At 58.8% G+C, this 14766-nt stretch carries 15 protein-coding genes, 1 tRNA gene and 1 pseudogene; 12 read left to right on the top strand and 5 right to left on the bottom strand.

The window, feature by feature from the left end:
- Positions 1-125: 125 nt before the first annotated feature.
- The 10 genes and pseudogenes from hfq to IWY39_RS03720 all read left to right on the top strand — a co-directional run bounded on the left by hfq (position 126) and on the right by IWY39_RS03720 (position 10631).
- On the top strand, positions 126-608 hold the full coding sequence (hfq, locus tag IWY39_RS03770; protein WP_006960545.1) for an RNA chaperone Hfq: 483 nt from the start codon (positions 126-128) through the stop codon (positions 606-608).
- Positions 609-737: 129 nt separating this feature from the next.
- On the top strand, positions 738-1682 hold the full coding sequence (locus IWY39_RS03765) for a glutaminase (RefSeq protein WP_107125130.1): 945 nt from the start codon (positions 738-740) through the stop codon (positions 1680-1682).
- Positions 1683-1907: 225 nt separating this feature from the next.
- A complete protein-coding gene (locus tag IWY39_RS03760) occupies positions 1908-3110 on the top strand; it encodes a tyrosine-type recombinase/integrase (protein WP_107125131.1) in 1203 nt (400 codons plus the stop codon).
- A gap of 328 nt (positions 3111-3438) precedes the next feature.
- Complete coding sequence (locus tag IWY39_RS03755; protein ID WP_107125132.1) at positions 3439-4764, top strand: alginate O-acetyltransferase AlgX-related protein; 1326 nt, start codon at positions 3439-3441, stop codon at positions 4762-4764.
- Positions 4765-4897: 133 nt separating this feature from the next.
- Entirely contained in the window at positions 4898-6535 is a 1638-nt protein-coding gene (locus IWY39_RS03750) for a hypothetical protein (RefSeq protein ID WP_107125133.1), read from the top strand.
- 92 nt (positions 6536-6627) lie between these two features.
- Positions 6628-6816 (top strand): helix-turn-helix domain-containing protein, encoded by a 189-nt coding sequence (locus tag IWY39_RS24545; protein ID WP_107125134.1) that lies wholly within the window; start codon positions 6628-6630, stop codon positions 6814-6816.
- A 29-nt stretch (positions 6817-6845) separates the two neighbouring features.
- Entirely contained in the window at positions 6846-7748 is a 903-nt protein-coding gene (locus tag IWY39_RS03740) for a DUF7146 domain-containing protein (protein ID WP_107125135.1), read from the top strand.
- A pseudogene (locus tag IWY39_RS03730) lies at positions 7748-9258 on the top strand (YfjI family protein). The gene IWY39_RS03740 and the pseudogene IWY39_RS03730 overlap by 1 nt, the downstream one beginning before the upstream one ends.
- Before the next feature lie 94 nt (positions 9259-9352).
- Positions 9353-9700 (top strand): hypothetical protein, encoded by a 348-nt coding sequence (locus IWY39_RS03725; protein ID WP_107125138.1) that lies wholly within the window; start codon positions 9353-9355, stop codon positions 9698-9700.
- Between the two features lie 94 nt (positions 9701-9794).
- Entirely contained in the window at positions 9795-10631 is an 837-nt protein-coding gene (locus IWY39_RS03720; protein ID WP_107125139.1) for an IS5 family transposase, read from the top strand.
- Positions 10632-10671: 40 nt separating this feature from the next.
- Here the strand turns inward: IWY39_RS03720 and IWY39_RS03715 are convergent, their stop codons facing one another.
- Complete coding sequence (locus IWY39_RS03715) at positions 10672-10956, bottom strand: hypothetical protein (RefSeq protein WP_107124883.1); 285 nt, start codon at positions 10954-10956, stop codon at positions 10672-10674.
- Positions 10957-11061: 105 nt separating this feature from the next.
- Between IWY39_RS03715 and IWY39_RS03710 the strand changes: the two genes are divergently transcribed.
- Positions 11062-12438, top strand: coding sequence for an IS701 family transposase (locus tag IWY39_RS03710; RefSeq protein ID WP_145170003.1), 1377 nt, complete (start codon positions 11062-11064; stop codon positions 12436-12438).
- Positions 12439-12453: 15 nt separating this feature from the next.
- On the opposite strand, the gene IWY39_RS03705 is transcribed toward IWY39_RS03710, so the two are convergent.
- The gene (locus tag IWY39_RS03705) at positions 12454-12927 is read right to left on the bottom strand and encodes a hypothetical protein (protein WP_181316718.1); all 474 of its coding nucleotides are present in this window, start codon (positions 12925-12927) and stop codon (positions 12454-12456) included.
- Between IWY39_RS03705 and IWY39_RS24540 the strand changes: the two genes are divergently transcribed.
- Positions 12809-13063: an HGGxSTG domain-containing protein gene (locus IWY39_RS24540; RefSeq protein ID WP_107124677.1), complete on the top strand. Its 255-nt coding sequence runs from the start codon at positions 12809-12811 to the stop codon at positions 13061-13063. The genes IWY39_RS03705 and IWY39_RS24540 overlap by 119 nt on opposite strands.
- Here IWY39_RS24540 and IWY39_RS03700 read toward each other — a convergent pair.
- From IWY39_RS03700 to IWY39_RS03690, 3 genes are all read right to left on the bottom strand, one after another.
- Positions 13023-13400, bottom strand: a complete 378-nt coding sequence (locus IWY39_RS03700; RefSeq protein ID WP_145169804.1) for a hypothetical protein — start codon at positions 13398-13400, stop codon at positions 13023-13025. The two genes, IWY39_RS24540 and IWY39_RS03700, sit on opposite strands and share 41 nt — an antisense overlap.
- Before the next feature lie 75 nt (positions 13401-13475).
- Positions 13476-14255: a hypothetical protein gene (locus tag IWY39_RS03695; RefSeq protein ID WP_145169802.1), complete on the bottom strand. Its 780-nt coding sequence runs from the start codon at positions 14253-14255 to the stop codon at positions 13476-13478.
- Positions 14256-14582: 327 nt separating this feature from the next.
- Positions 14583-14657: transfer RNA gene (locus IWY39_RS03690), tRNA-Asn, on the bottom strand.
- Positions 14658-14766 lie beyond the last annotated feature (109 nt).

Here is a 14766-nt window from a genome sequence, read left to right as displayed (position 1 = left end):
GACGCCCCTTCGCAATTGCGATACGATTGCTCCTGACCCCCGACAAGCGGGGGCAGGCAAGACACCCTGCCCAGGGGTGCAAGAGCGGGTAACGTCCCGCCAAGAATAAAGGACCGGCAGAGACCATGGCCGATAAAGTGAACAATCTTCAGGATATTTTCCTGAACAGCCTGCGCAAGAGCAAGACCCCGGTGACCATGTTTCTGGTCAAGGGCGTGAAGTTGCAGGGCATCATCACCTGGTTCGACAATTTTTCCGTGCTGCTGCGCCGCGATGGCCAGTCCCAACTGGTGTACAAGCACGCGATCTCCACCGTGATGCCTGCCCAGTCGATGGATCTGACCGATCTGCGCAAGGCGAGCGATGGCAATGGCAAGGCCAAGCTGTTGCAGGAAATCTTCCTGACTGCGGTGCGCAAGTCCGGCAGCCCGGTGACCATGTTCCTGGTCAATGGCGTAATGCTTCAGGGCGAAATCGCCGCCTTTGATCTGTTCTGCATGTTGCTGGAGCGCGACGGGATGGTTCAGCTTGTCTACAAGCACGCCATTTCGACGGTCCAGCCGCTCCATTCGCTCGACCTGTCCGGCGAAAACGAACAGGACGACTGATCCTGCACGGCGCGCTTGGTCGCATCCCTTCTATAGAGCGTCTGGAAAGGCCGTATCGAGACATCATGCGATGTGTATGATCCTTCGATACGGCCTTTCGGCTTTGCACAACAGGGGCACGGCGCGGGCATGAGCCTCGATCTTTCAGCCGTCATTGCCGATATTACGACCACCATGGCGTCGATGGAGGATCGCGGTCAGGTTGCGACCTATATCCCGGAACTTGCGACAATCGACCCCGCGCAATTCGGTATCGCCATCGCTACCGCCGATGGCCGGATGCTGACCGGCGGAGACGCCGACACCGGCTTTTCGATCCAGTCCGTGTCCAAAGTGTTTGCGCTTACCCTGGCGCTCGGCAAGGTCGGCGATCAGCTGTGGGACCGGGTTGGGCGCGAACCGTCGGGCAATGCGTTCAATTCGATTACCCAGCTGGAACATGAGCAGGGCATCCCGCGCAATCCTTTCATCAATGCTGGTGCGATCGTCGTCGCCGACGTCAATCTGGGCGGTCACGAGCCGCGTGTCGCCATTGGCGAGATGCTTCGCTTCGTACGCTATCTGGCCGGCGATGACAGCATTGCCATTAACGAGGCCGTTGCCGCGTCCGAAACCGCCACCGGATTTCGCAACATGGCGCTCGCCAACTATATGCGCGCCTTCGACAATGTGCGTCATCCTGCCGAACTGGTGCTGGGAAGCTATATCCATCAATGCGCGATTGAAATGAGCTGCCGACAATTGGCGCTCGCCGGTCGCTATCTGATGCTGGATGGCCGGCATCCGGGCGGTGGCCGGGTCATCTCGCCGCGCCGCGCGCGTCGTATCAACGCGCTGATGCTCACCTGCGGCCATTATGACGCATCGGGTGACTTCGCCTTTCGTGTCGGCATCCCTGGCAAGTCGGGCGTTGGCGGCGGTATATTGGCGATCGTACCGGGCCGTGCCGCGATTGCGGTCTGGTCACCGGGCCTCAATGCCAGCGGCAATAGCTGCCTTGGCACGCTGGCGCTCGAAGAACTCGCCCGCCGTACCGGCTGGTCGGTATTCAGCCCGCCGGAAGAGCGCGGCTGACAGTGATCATCGGATAGTTTGGAGCCCGCACCGTGGGCGGCAGTATCGCCGCGCTGGCAGGAAAAACTGGCTCCCCGAGTAGGAATATAATCTGCGTCCAACGGCGTTCGCGGTAGTTCTAAAAACCCAAGTAATACCAAGGCTGGCTGAGGCAGAACGTTCCATTCTGTTCATTGACGTTCCACTAAAACCGGCTAAAAGTGTGGGATCGAATGTGGGAACGGAATGATGGGAAAGCTAACCGCTCTGAAAGTCGAAAAGGCCAAGCCGGGGGTGCATGGCGATGGCGCGGGCCTTTACCTTCGCGTGAAGCCGTCCGGTGCCCGCTCTTGGGTTCTCAGGGTGCAAGTGCAGGGGCGGCGGCAGGACATTGGGCTAGGCTCGATTGCCGAACTGTCGCTGGCTGAGGCGCGGGAGGAAGCTGCCAAGCTGCGGAAAGCCGCGAAGCGAGGACTAAGCCCGATTGCCGAGCGCGACCGTGACAAGCGGCGCATTCCAACCTTCGCCGAAGCGGCCAAGGAAGCCCACGAGGAATTGTCCAAGGGCGATGGCTGGTCCGACAAGACCGCCAAGGCATTCAAGGCGTCACTGGCGGAACATGCCACGCCGAAACTCGGCGGCTTGCGTGTCGACGCCATCGGCTCGTCCGAAGTGATCGCGGCGCTTTCGCCGATCTGGACGGAAAAACCCGATATGGCCCGCAAGGTGCGTGGCCGGATCATGCAGGTTTTGGCCGTCGCTAAGGCGCGTGGCTGGCGAGCCGACGCCCTTCCTGATGTTCGGGAGTTACGCGCAGGGCTTGCCCGGCAGAAGCGGGGCGGAAACCTTGCTGCCATGCCCTATGCGGACGTGCCTGCCTTCGTGGCGAGCGAGTTGGGCAAGGAACTGGTGGCCAGCCGTGCCGCCATGCTCTTTTCCATCCTGACAGGCGCGCGCTCGGGCGAAGTGCGTCATGCGACATGGGATCAAATCGACATTGAAGCGAGGATATGGTCGCGTCCCGCCGCCGTAATGAAAATGAAGGTGCCTCACGTAATCACGCTGAATGACGCGGCGATTGCCTTGCTGGAACGGTTCACCGAAGCGGCTTTTCGCAAGGGGCTGATATTCCCCGGCGCTAAAGGCAAGCCGCTATCCGATATGTCGCTGTCCCGGATGATGCGGCTGGCAGGGCAGGAGGCGACCGTTCACGGCTTCCGCTCCAGCTTCCGCGATTGGACGGCGGAACAGATGCCAACAATTCCCGCTATGGTGGCCGAAATGGCGTTGGCGCATAGTGTCGGCACTGCGACCGAGCAAGCCTATCTTCGCAGCGATCTGCGCGACATGCGCCGGGCGCTCATGAATGGATGGGGCAGGCACGTTGCACCATCGCTTTCCGGTGCAGGCGAGAATGTTGTACCGATCGGCAAGGCTAAAGCCGGATAGAGAGTTTCACCGGGCTTCCTTCAGATTAACAAGCGCAAATCTGACTCTCCATCTTGCCCTGCCCTCATATGGTTGACGAAACAGCTTTGGATCATTCAATCAGGAAAATGATGGATCGGTACGATTGGCGCGCGACCCGCTCCAAGATGGGCTAGCAGTTAATTTAGCGGAGTCTGGCGGCGACGAGTTCAAGCAAATTGCCGTACGACCCCGCTTGACTTAGCGCTCCGGTGCGGGGCTGATCCTATTTGATCAGCCATTGATCCTTCGTTGTTTTGGATCTGCTGTTATTCGATCATGCGCATGTATTATATTCGAAGGTCAAACGATGTCGGCTGAATGGTCTGTAAAGCTCGTCAATTCTCAAAATGGCGGTGAATTTCTAGGTTGGAATCTGGAGAGTCCGGTTGAGGGGCTTGAAGATGAGAATAATCCTTCGCAAGATGTTCGGTTTCGTGGTTGGCTTCTGGCCCAAGGAGGACCGGGGCGAGTTGGTATCTCTCACAGTGGCACCTTGTTGATTGAGAAGGTCGCGGACCTTCTGCGCCCTGATGTCGCTCGAGCCCGCATTGCAGACCCTGCTGCACGCCCAAGTATGGAGCGCTGCGGTTTTGATATAAGCGTTCCCCGCCGTCTTGGACCTTACCGACTCGAGGTGCAAAGCTCGCCAGATTCAGGGGCGGAACCGGGCGTAATGACATTCGACATTGTTGACGAGCAAGGTGGTCCATATGCGATTGTGGGTAAAGCCGGCCAGTTGTTTCTTGGTGGGGACAGCAATGACAGCATCGGACAATTCACTGAAAGCCGTGAACTGCCAGAGCACTCGTTAAAAGCGTGGACCGCGACTTTCGACGCGATGACCGGATGGGAAACTGAGCTATCGCTGCGCATGGCCTTCCTCGTCGCTCCTGCAAAGGAAGAGATTCTACCGGAAGCATTTCCAATGCCGCGTGCAAGGCGCACCATTATAGACGATTTTCGCTTTCGCTTCGGAGCGAAAGCGATTGTTCCGATCCACGAGTTGCGAGCCCAGAAACAATTTAGTTATTGCGAAACTGATACCCACTGGACTGATTATGGAGCAACCATTGCTGCCCGGGCTGTCCTTAGACATTGGAAGATGGACGAGGAAGCGTTGGCTGCGCTACCGCAAGAGTTTATGGTGCATCAACGGCATGGTGACTTGGGTATCAAACTAGATCCACCAAAGGCCAGTTATGAGTTAGTTTTTTCCCGTAAATTCGATGGCTTTTTAGTCTTTGACAACGGCGTTCTTAACCAAGGGTGCTTGCGGCTCTGGCAAAACAAGGATGCTCCAGTAAAGGGTAGTTGCTTAATCCTTGGCGACAGCTTCGGCACTAACTTGGCGCAAAGCCTGACAAGTGTGTTTCGGAAAGTTGCTTATGCGTATCGGCCAGCAGGGTTTGACCCCGCCTTAGTGAGCCTGCTGCTGCCTGATTATGTAATCCTACAGTTGACACAGCGGTTTCTGCACGGAGTGCCAGAACGGCGGGCCACGTTATTCGACACTGCCGCCGCAAAAATTGCAGGTATGACAGAAGAAGAACGTAAGTCGATAATCGACCGATTGCGGATTCTAGCTCAGGGGCCGTTCGCAAACCTCGCCAACGAACACCTTGGTCGCTTTTAGAAGGCGGATTTTGCGCGTGTGACTTACTTACAAAACCGGCATAGCCTGCTGGGGGATAGGACGGCCATCCGACAAGCGCACTTCCCACGTGCTTCCCCGCTATACCTTTGGGAGCCGCTCGGGAGGCGGATATATGGTTACGCATGGGGGCAGCGTCCGCCCCAATTCAATTTCCTGCCGGGATGCAATCCGGGAATTGCACCAGCGCCTCAAAGCTGCGGTGCCTGATGCCGATCCCGCTCCATGGCTCGATGTTTCGCCCGTCCTTATCGAGATGTTTTCCGAAGGCGATGATGTTGCATTCGTCCGCCGCAAGAAGATGGAAGAACGTTCCATGCTTGTCTTGCAGCGAGGTTTGCTGTCGGGCGCGGTGCAGGCGCATTTCAGCGACGGATTGGAATCCCGCGATGTTCCGGGCTGGGCATGGGTAGGGGCAGAGCGGAATGAGCATGTCTGGTTAGAAGGGCGTTTGCCCTTGGACGTGTTCCTGCCGGACGAATGGCAGCGCTGGTCATGTCACTCGATATATCTGGACCGCGACACTTTCACGAAGTGGATGGATAGCCAAACCCTGTATGATCCCGCCGACTTGCCCGCACTCCCGCTCCCGTATGATGCCCAATCGAAGCCGGAGCCGGTCAAGAAACGGCTTCCCTCGGATGCGCCGTTTGTCACGCTGTCCGAGGCATTGACGTGGATCGCATTCGGCTTTGCGCTGGACCGTGTCAGCCTCGACCGCGCAATTTCCGGAAACGCCTTCGATGCAACCGATCCTCAAGCGGCGCTTTCCGATGCCATTGCTAGGCTGGCAATCCGGGCAAGCGGTGGCCAAATCGCGGCGCGCGGCAAGTGTGTGGAAAGCCATTCGACTGACGAAAGCAAGGTGCTCACTGCTCCGATTGACCCGGTGCGATTTGAGGATTTTGCTCAATTCGACATTCTCTATGACGGCTTGCGATACGGTACGGGCCTGACTTCGAACAAGGAAGGTAGCGCCCTTGAACGAGTGTTGCAGGATCGCACGGACGCGTTCCGCTCGGTCAAGGTTAGCCGCGCCGACCTATTGAAGCTGTTTCCCGATCATGAAGATACGGCGCGGGCGTTCTGTGTCCCGTTACCAGCGGCATTGCCTGAGATTGGCACCATCATGCCGCTGGACGAAGCGTTGTCATGGCTGGCGGATGGCAAGCCGTCACACGACATTGAGATTTGGCAGAATGCTGCTGGCGATTTGATTTTTCGCGATCCAAGTGGCGCAGTAATCGAGCCGCGCGCGGATGGCTCTCCCACGCCGTTCATGGAGACGTATCGCCAAGCCAGCCGCACCCTCCACGGCGCGCTACGGGAGGGCAGTTTGCCAGCCTATGTCGCGCCGACGAATGGCGGTCCGCTGCTTGTGCCTCGGTTCTATTGGAATGGCGGAAACCCGGAAAGCCTGCACCACGTCTATCGCGGCATGGCACCTGCGGATCATGGCGCGGGATGCCCCATTCTACTGTCGCGACTGGCATTCGGTGACTGGCGAGCCGCAATGGCAGCTTCCCCAAGTGCAGTTGTTGATCGTGCGCCATCTGTGAAGGCGGGCCGTCCACCGAGCGATGACGAGATTCTGGCCAAGGCCGATGAAATGAAAGCTCGCGGTTTAGATGGACGGACAATTGCCAAACAGATGCGGCTTGAGCCGGGCTTTGAGAACGTAGCGACTACGGCAGTGAGGGAATTAATAAAGGGACGGTGGAAGCCTGCAGGGAGGCCCAAAAAGGCCGCATGAAAACCCGCATACCCCTCCGCACATGGGCAATTTGCTGCGGATTTTTCAGTGTCGCTTGATTGCCTCGGTTCAAACCAAACCGAGGTAATCCAATGCAATCCGTCAAGCACGATCCCCCGAAGATCGGTTATAGCATTCGGGAAGCTTGTCAGGCGTCCAGCCTAGGCAGGACCACGCTCTACAATCACATTTCGGCTGGTCGCCTTCGCGCTGTTCGCGTTGGTGGCAGAACGATCATTCCAGCCGAGGCGCTGCATGCGCTAATCGCGGGGGAGGTCTAAGCCATGACCGAAAAGGGAAGGGCGGCGCTATGATCGACATTGACGCAATCCGCCGAGACAACCCCCTGCAGGCCATCGCGGGCGCACAAGTTCGCCTTCACCGGAGCGGAAATGAGTGGAAGGGGTGTTGCCCCTTCCATGCCGACCGCTCGCCCAGCTTCACCATCTTTGCCGATGGCGAGCGGTTCCATTGCTTTGGCTGCGGACAGTCGGGCGACGTGCTGGACTATGTGATGCAGCTTTATGGGCTGGACATGGTCGAAGCCGCTCACCGCCTTGGCGCTGGCGATCTGCCCAAGGCGGACCTTCCTAAGCTGCCGCCAGCCGATAGGGCGAACCGGAATGGGGAGGCGGTGGCGATATGGGAAAGGGCTATTCCTGCCCTTGGGACGCTCGCTGAGTCCTATCTGGATTGCCGGGGCATCCTTCCTCCGTTTCCGCCCGATATTCGTTTCTCACGGCTTCCCTATGGCAAATCTAATCCTTTGCCCTGCCTGATTGCAGCGGTGCGCCATGTTGCAGGCGAAGTGATCGGCATTCAGCGCATATATTTGCGCGGGGATGGCAAGGGGAAGGCCGATCTGCCCAAGGCGAAGCTGTCGCTGGGCACGGTGGCGGGTGGCGCTATCCGCTTGGGCGAGTTGGACCCTTCCGGCATGGTGACTGTCTGCGAAGGCCCAGAGGACGGCCTTTCGCTGCTTTCCATGATCGACGGTCCCGTATGGGTGGCGGCTGGCGCAAGCATGTTACCGGCCATGCGCTTCCCGCCCTGCGTCCGATCCGTTGTCATCGGCGCGGATAACGACGCTGCCGGGGAACAGGCCGTGCACAAGGCCGCCCAAGCCTTCGTCATGCGCGGGCTTTCCGTCCGCATCATCTATCCGGCGGCGGGCTTCAAAGACTTCAACGATGAACTGAGGGGGGAGCGGTAATGGCGACCAACCCGACACTGCAAGATCGGCTGGCGCAAGCGGAGCCGCTGGACATTTGGCCGGACCCGATCCCGCTTCGTGATGAACTGCCGTCCGTCCTGCCCATGAACCCAGCCCTGTTGCCCAGCCAATTACGGGGATGGGTGCAGGACATAGCTGAGCGGATGAACTGCCCGCCCGATCTTGTGGCGATCCCCGCCATGGTTTCGGCTGGCGCGCTGATCGGCAGGCGAATCGGCATTCGCCCGCAAAGGCGCACTGATTGGCTGGAAGTGGGCAATCTATGGGGCTGCGTCGTCGCACGTCCCGGCAGCATGAAAAGCCCAGCCGCAAGCGAGGCCCTATCCCGGATCAGGCGGCTGGAGGTTAAGGCTGCGGCGGACAATGAGGCGGCGTTGGCTGAGTTCAACGCCTCCGAATCGCTCTACAAGCTGGAGCGCGAGGGCGCGGAAAAGAGTGCGCGGCCATGGCGGTGCTGCAAGCGGTAGCGGAGCCGCAATCGCCACCGATGCGGCGGCATCTCACCAGTGACGCAACTGCGGAGAAGCTGGGCGAGATTTGCGCAGCCAATCCCAACGGGATCATGGTTCATCGTGACGAACTGCTGTCCCTATTTGCCGATCTGGACAATCCAGAGAAAACATCGGCGCGCGGCTTCTTCCTGACGGGATGGGGCGGGCTGGAGGGCTATACCTTCGACCGGATCATGCGGGGAACCGTCCGCATTCCAGCGGTCAATCTGTCGGTATTCGGAACGACGCAGCCCAGCCGGATTGCCGTATATGTGCGTGATAGCCTCAACCGCTTTGACGATGGCATGGTGCAGCGCCTGCAATTGCTCGCATGGCCGGACTTTTCAGGCGACTTCCGCGAAGCTGATCGCTTCCCCGACAGTGAGGCGCGGCGGCTGGCGCATGAATGCTATGGCGATCTTGCCAGTCTCGATGTGCGCGAGCTTGGCGCGCAATGGGATGAGTTCGACGGCCCCCACGGCGTTCCCTACCTTCGCTTTGCGGATGACGCCCAAGAGATATTCAGCGGATGGCGGGAAGGGCTGGAGCGCGGCTTGCGTGGTGATGACATGGCCCCGGCGATGGTGGCGCATCTGTCGAAATATCGCGGGCTTGTCCCACGGCTGGCGCTGGTCTGCCATCTCGCTAACAATGGCTTTGGCCCCGTGTCGGCGGCGGCCACCCGGCAGGCTATCGGTTGGGCGGAATATCTCGAATCCCATGCGCGGCGTGCCTATGCGTCCCTGTCGGTCGACAATGCCGAGGCAGCGCGCTCGATCTGGCGGCGGGTGAAAAGGGACGATCTGACAGGCCCGTTCACGGCGCGGGATATTCAGCGCAAGGGCTGGTCCGGCCTCAATGACAAGCAAAGGATAGCAGCCGGGCTGGAGGCATTGCTTGATGCGGACTGGATCGGCGCACGGGACGCCAATGCAGGCGAGCGAGGCGGGCGACCGTCGACCATCTATCTTGCAAATCCCAAGGCCATGAAGGGCTGAATGCCCCCGGCTGGAACTGACAAAACTGACAGAAGGGGGTTTCGTCGGTTTTGTCAGTGACCCCCAAGCGCATTTCCACGAAATGAGGTGATCCATGACAAAGCAAAAGGCCAAGGCGAAGGAACAGGTCATAACTGTCGCTGTCCCGGAAGCTGGCACGCCAGAGGAAGCCAAGGCGACTCTGGCAAAGGGCATTCCGGGCTGGGACGAACTGAGCAAGGAACAACAAACGGAACTGGCGGAAATTGCCGTCGCCCAGCGCAAGCAGCGCCAGCCGGTTCAAGTGACACTTACGCGCAAACCGAACGGCGGTCTTTCGATTGACATGGCTGGAAAGTGCGAGGCGCTTGGCGTGCTCAAGCTGCAAAAGACATTCTCAGCCGTGTCGATAGACCCAGTGAACGCGCGGGCCAGCGAGTTGCTGAATTATCTAAGAGCCTGATCCGAAATTAAGTTGAGTGGTATCAGCGGGTTAGCTTGACGGCGTGCCCTGTCGTTGATTCAGCGGTTTTGCGACAAACCAAAGGAAATCAACGATGTGGACCGACACCACTCGGGCGCAGTATGCCCGTGCGGACTTGGCTTTGCCAAGCGATTTGACCGATGCCGAATGGGCGCTGCTCGAGCCGTTCTTTCCGCCGCCCTCGCATGTAGGGCGTCCGCGCAAGTGGCCGCTCAGGCGGATTGTCGAGGCGATCCTGTATCTGTTGCGTGGCGGCCTCCCGTGGCGGATGCTTCCGCCGTGTTTTCCGCCGGTCTCGACGGTGCGGCGTTGGTTCTATCTGTGGCGGGACAGCAGGCTGTGGTTGTCGTTAAACCATACCCTGCTGCTGATCGGGCGCGAAGCTGCAGGCCGCCAGGGCTCGCCCAGCGCCGGCGTGATCGACAGCCAGAGCGTCAAAACCACGGAAAGCGGCGGGCCACGGGGTTATGACGCGGGCAAGAAGACAAAGGGGCGCAAGCGCCATATCCTGACGGATACCGACGGCAATCTCGTCCATGCCGTAGTCCACACCGCCGACATCCAAGACCGTGACGGCGCTCCGCTGGTGCTGGCCGAGATCATCAGGCGCTTCCCGTGGCTGCGCCATGTCTTCGCCGATGGTGGCTATGCCGGTGACAAACTCAGGGACGCGCTGCGCCGGATCGGCAAATGGACCATCGAGATCGTCAAACGGTCGGATGCCGCAAAGGGGTTTGTCATTCTCCCGCGACGCTGGGTCGTCGAGCGAACCCTCGCCTGGCTGAACCGCAATCGCCGCCTCGCCAAGGACTTTGAACAGACCATCGCATCGGCTACCGCATGGCTCTTCATCGCCTCGATCCAGCTCTTCGCACGCCGCATCGCAAGGCCATCAAATCACGCCCGATAATTTTGAATCAGGCTCTTAGCTCGACTTTGTACGTTTTTCGTCAGGTCCAGGTCCAGAAAATGCTGTTGTTAGCGATGTGGTCGAGTGCCTGATCGAGTGGCAAGACGCATCCGCCCATGTCGTCGATATCTTCCCAACGCCGTCGATGTGACCAGTAGCCGAGCCTAACGTCGTCACCCATACCGACCGGCTTCAGGCGCGCGATCGGCGCCTCGGTTGTCAGCAGGTAAAGGTGGTAGGCGCCTTTGTCCTCGTACCAGCCGACGCCGCCGCCATTGGCTGCGTCGAACGCTTCGATCTGCCGTGCGATTTCGTCGTCTTTCATGGCGCAACCATAGCTGCCTTCGGGTCAGAGCGTATCCGATTCAGCTCGCCGCATGGCAACAATCATAGCATTGCAACCCGTGCCAGTCGGGATTCGAAGCATGGGATGCTGGATCCAGACAAGGCCGTTATCGGCGACCCCGTTCCCCTGATACTGCGCCGTTGGCTGCAGCCGTTGCGGCCCTGTTTCACCGCGCCCAGTTGGGAGCACGTGCTCGTTCTGGTGATGGGTGCCGTGCTGGCAACAGGCAAGCGAACCGTTACCTCGTGCCTGCGTGTGACCGGCAGGGCCCAAGCCTCCAACTTTGCCAGCTATCACCAGATCCTCAACCGTGCCCGCTGGAGCTCCCGCGCTGTTGCCAGACGGCTGCTGGGCATTGTCGTCGATCGCCTTGTGCCCGACGGCCCTGTGGTCATCGGTATGGACGACACCATTGAACGCCGATGGGGACGCCGGATCAGCGCGCGGGGAATATACCGGGACCCGGTGCGCTCTAGCCACGGCCATTTCGTCAAAGCCAGCGGGCTGCGCTGGCTGAGCTTCATGGTGCTCACTCCGGTTTCATGGACCAGCCTGATCAAGGCGTTGCCGGTCCTGACGCTGCTCGCCCCTTCGGAGCGATCGAATCGAGCTCGCGGCTGTCGTCACAAAGTGCTGACGGACTGGGCCCGGCAAGGCGCACTGCAACTGTCGCGCTGGCTGCCAGGTCGTCAGATCATCTTCATCGGCGACAGCAGCTTCGCTGTCCATGAACTGGCCCATGCCATCGTACGGCGGGCAACGCTCATCAGCCGCCTACGGCTGGATGCGAACCTGTTTGCACCGCCCGCAGAGCGAACGTCGCGCACGATGGGACGACCCGCGCAGAAAGGCTTGGCGCTGCCGAAACTCAAGACCCTGCTGTCCAACCCAGCGACACGCTGGACGAGGATCTTCGTGTCCGCCTGGTATGGCCATGTCAGCGGCAAAGCACTCGATATCACATCCGGGATCGCCTTGTGGTACAGGCCGGGCACCCCGGTGTTGCCGGTCCGATGGGTGCTGGTTCGCGACCCCGACGAAAAGCGCGATCCGCAAGCCTTCTTCAGCACAGACATCGCCATCGAGCCCGCCGATATCATCGCCCTGTACGTCCGCCGATGGCAAATCGAAGTCACATTCGCCGAAACGCGCGCTCACCTGGGCGTCGAGACACAGCGTCAATGGACCGACAAAGCTATCGCTCGAACCACGCCGGCACTTCTCGGATTCTACAGCCTTATCTCGCTGTGGGCTGGTGATCTTCTCACTTCCTCAAGCACGCCTTACGCAGCCGCGTGGTATCGAAAAACCAGCCTGACATTCACCGACGCCATCGGCGCCGTCCGGCTTCAGCTCTGGGTCGGTGACATTAATTCGCATTCCCCGCCGCACCGGGAACCGCGGATAATTCCTCCCGCTCGCCTGGTCCGCATGGCAAACGCGCTGTGCTTCGCCACCTAAACGTACAAAGCCGAGCTAAGCTCGGTCAATGCAGACAATGACGGGCGCTACAATGCCGCGCTGTCGTTTATCGAAAGCATGGAGCCGCAAACCCAGGCCGAGGCACTGTTGCTGGTGCAGATGTATGTAACCCATGACGCGGCGATTCGCGCTCTTACCCAGCTTGGCAAATCCGAATGGGTGCAGACTTCTCAGATGTTCGGGAATCTCGCCACGAAGCTCCTGCGCACCTCTCAGGGGCAGATGGAAACGCTCGCCCGCATGCGGCGCGGTGGCGAACAAGTCGTGCGGCACATCCATGTCGACAATCGCGGTGGCCAAGCCGTCATTGCCGAAAGCATCAACACCGGGGGTCAAGGAAACAGGAAAAATGACGATCAATCCCATACAACCGGAGCGGCTGGCATCGGCTCCGCGCTGCTTGGCGCGGACCCGTTCGGGAACGGAGTGCCAATCTCCAGCCGTGAAGGGGCGGAAACGATGCCGCATGCACGGGGGGACAAATCCGGGCGCGCCTAAAGGAAATGGGAATGCCCGGAAGCATGGCGGACGGTCAGCCGAGACAATCGCGGCGGTTCGCTACCTCAAAGGGATTGCGCGGCTGGTGCGGGAGGTGGACTGCTAATATGTTCGGCGGGCTGCTTGTTCTGGCAGGATGTCCCCGCATTGCCATCCTTAAAGGTGCCGATGCTATCATCATAGATGAACGTAATCGGCGTGCCGCGTATCTCTCCCGTGGCACTCGCTTGAAAATCCGCTCGGCCTCCAATTTCGTTGCCGTTGATCTGCATCGTTTTGACAACATATCGCACGTCTTGGCCCATATATTGATACCGGATGGCCCCTGTCTTGTCAGACGTGTTCAGGGTGAGCCAGTATTTTGATAAGCCGCTGTCGCTTACGCAATATTTCTCAATAAGGATTGGAAGCGGCTTCGCGGTGCATGCGGTGAACAATCCCATAGTCGCACTAGCCGCGATACACATGCCCATGCGTCTGCTTAGCTTAATGAATAGGTCCATTTTGCGGTCATCCCTCTAAGCTAACGGGCACCGCCGGAAAAATGTTGTACCCGGCTTTCTGCTCGTAAGGGACTTTCCACCGTCCGCCAGCTTGAACTGCCACACCTCGTTCACCTGATCGCCGTTTTCATCCTTCGTGGTGGTATGGAGATCAATTTCATCGGCAGAGAAAAGATCAACTTTGGTCACAGCCCACACTACTTCGAAGTTGCGAAACTTCGTCGATTGCAAAACAAAGCGAGCTTCCCGTCCTTCGCAATTATCGTCGGTCAGTTCGTCCCAAGCGCCACGAAAGGCCTTCGGCACAGTGCTAACGGTGCGGGGGTAATCAAGGCGCTCTACATCATTGGTGCTGGCAGCTTTCAAGTGACCATTGATAGCGTCCTGAAATGCAGCCCCGATGATGGAGGATGGATCGTAAGCAACACGCTCGCCATCTTCGTATCTTATTATCCTGCAAGGTTCCGAGCAGAAGGATTTTGAGAGCGGTTTGCCATCTTTCGTAATCTGTCGCAGCGTATGCTGCCCCTTATCATTCTTTCCCAGATACCGAAAACCAATTACATCACCGACTGCCTTACCCTTCTTTTCGTCCTCTTCTGACACGGCTGTCACATAGTAATATGTGGAGCTTTCGTCTTCAACGAATCTGGGTGCTGGCCTAGGTTTAGAAGGGTTCACGAAGGCTGTCTCAGACTGGCTTGTCGGCGCATCTAGTGGCGCGCTGGACGGATTCTGTCCGCAGGAAACCAACAACAATGTTGCGGTTCCAATACCTAAGGCACTTTTCCTCATTCTTTCCCCCCCCCCCGAAATGACGACGCGTAATCGTTAGGAAGGGTATCTGCAACAGGCGCTGAGGAGGAGCGATTATCAAGGCCGGGTTGTCGTCTGCCGTTCAAAATTACCAAGCATTCCGTTGCGGAAGCTTTACCGGTACGTACCAATCGCCATGAAGGTTCTAACATGCCTCCGGCGACACATTTCATGGACAGCGCTAAAAATTCAGAGCTCCCGCGCGGGTCCGCCCAAAACTGAAATGTAACGTGGGATCAAACGTGGGAACGCCCATACTCGGATGCCGCCAACCCACTGATTTATTTCGCTAATTATAAGCGATGTTGGCTCCCCGAGTAGGATTCGAACCTACGGCCATTCGATTAACAGTCGAATGCTCTACCGCTGAGCTATCGGGGAGCAGCCCGACTTCCGCCGGGCAGGCCGCGCCTATAGCAGCGGCTTTTAAGAATTGGCAAGCGCTAATCTGATGATTTTTTTGGCTCCCCGTCAGGCCGGGCTTTGGCGC

The organism is Sphingobium sp. JAI105 (assembly GCF_015752145.1).
Lineage (GTDB): Bacteria > Pseudomonadota > Alphaproteobacteria > Sphingomonadales > Sphingomonadaceae > Sphingobium > Sphingobium xenophagum.
This window is presented reverse-complemented; position numbering and strand designations above follow the sequence as displayed.

Coding starts and splice junctions, on each gene's coding strand:
- IWY39_RS03705 (WP_181316718.1), bottom strand. CDS start 12,927: ATGCGGCATCGTTTCCGCCCCTTCACGGCTGGAGATTGGCACTCCGTT.
- IWY39_RS03695 (WP_145169802.1), bottom strand. CDS start 14,255: ATGAGGAAAAGTGCCTTAGGTATTGGAACCGCAACATTGTTGTTGGTT.
- IWY39_RS03740 (WP_107125135.1), top strand. CDS start 6,846: ATGATCGACATTGACGCAATCCGCCGAGACAACCCCCTGCAGGCCATC.
- hfq (WP_006960545.1), top strand. CDS start 126: ATGGCCGATAAAGTGAACAATCTTCAGGATATTTTCCTGAACAGCCTG.
- IWY39_RS24545 (WP_107125134.1), top strand. CDS start 6,628: ATGCAATCCGTCAAGCACGATCCCCCGAAGATCGGTTATAGCATTCGG.
- IWY39_RS03760 (WP_107125131.1), top strand. CDS start 1,908: ATGATGGGAAAGCTAACCGCTCTGAAAGTCGAAAAGGCCAAGCCGGGG.
- IWY39_RS03725 (WP_107125138.1), top strand. CDS start 9,353: ATGACAAAGCAAAAGGCCAAGGCGAAGGAACAGGTCATAACTGTCGCT.
- IWY39_RS03750 (WP_107125133.1), top strand. CDS start 4,898: ATGGTTACGCATGGGGGCAGCGTCCGCCCCAATTCAATTTCCTGCCGG.
- IWY39_RS03710 (WP_145170003.1), top strand. CDS start 11,062: ATGCTGGATCCAGACAAGGCCGTTATCGGCGACCCCGTTCCCCTGATA.
- IWY39_RS03700 (WP_145169804.1), bottom strand. CDS start 13,400: ATGGGATTGTTCACCGCATGCACCGCGAAGCCGCTTCCAATCCTTATT.
- IWY39_RS03765 (WP_107125130.1), top strand. CDS start 738: ATGAGCCTCGATCTTTCAGCCGTCATTGCCGATATTACGACCACCATG.
- IWY39_RS24540 (WP_107124677.1), top strand. CDS start 12,809: ATGACGATCAATCCCATACAACCGGAGCGGCTGGCATCGGCTCCGCGC.
- IWY39_RS03715 (WP_107124883.1), bottom strand. CDS start 10,956: ATGAAAGACGACGAAATCGCACGGCAGATCGAAGCGTTCGACGCAGCC.
- IWY39_RS03755 (WP_107125132.1), top strand. CDS start 3,439: ATGTCGGCTGAATGGTCTGTAAAGCTCGTCAATTCTCAAAATGGCGGT.
- IWY39_RS03720 (WP_107125139.1), top strand. CDS start 9,795: ATGTGGACCGACACCACTCGGGCGCAGTATGCCCGTGCGGACTTGGCT.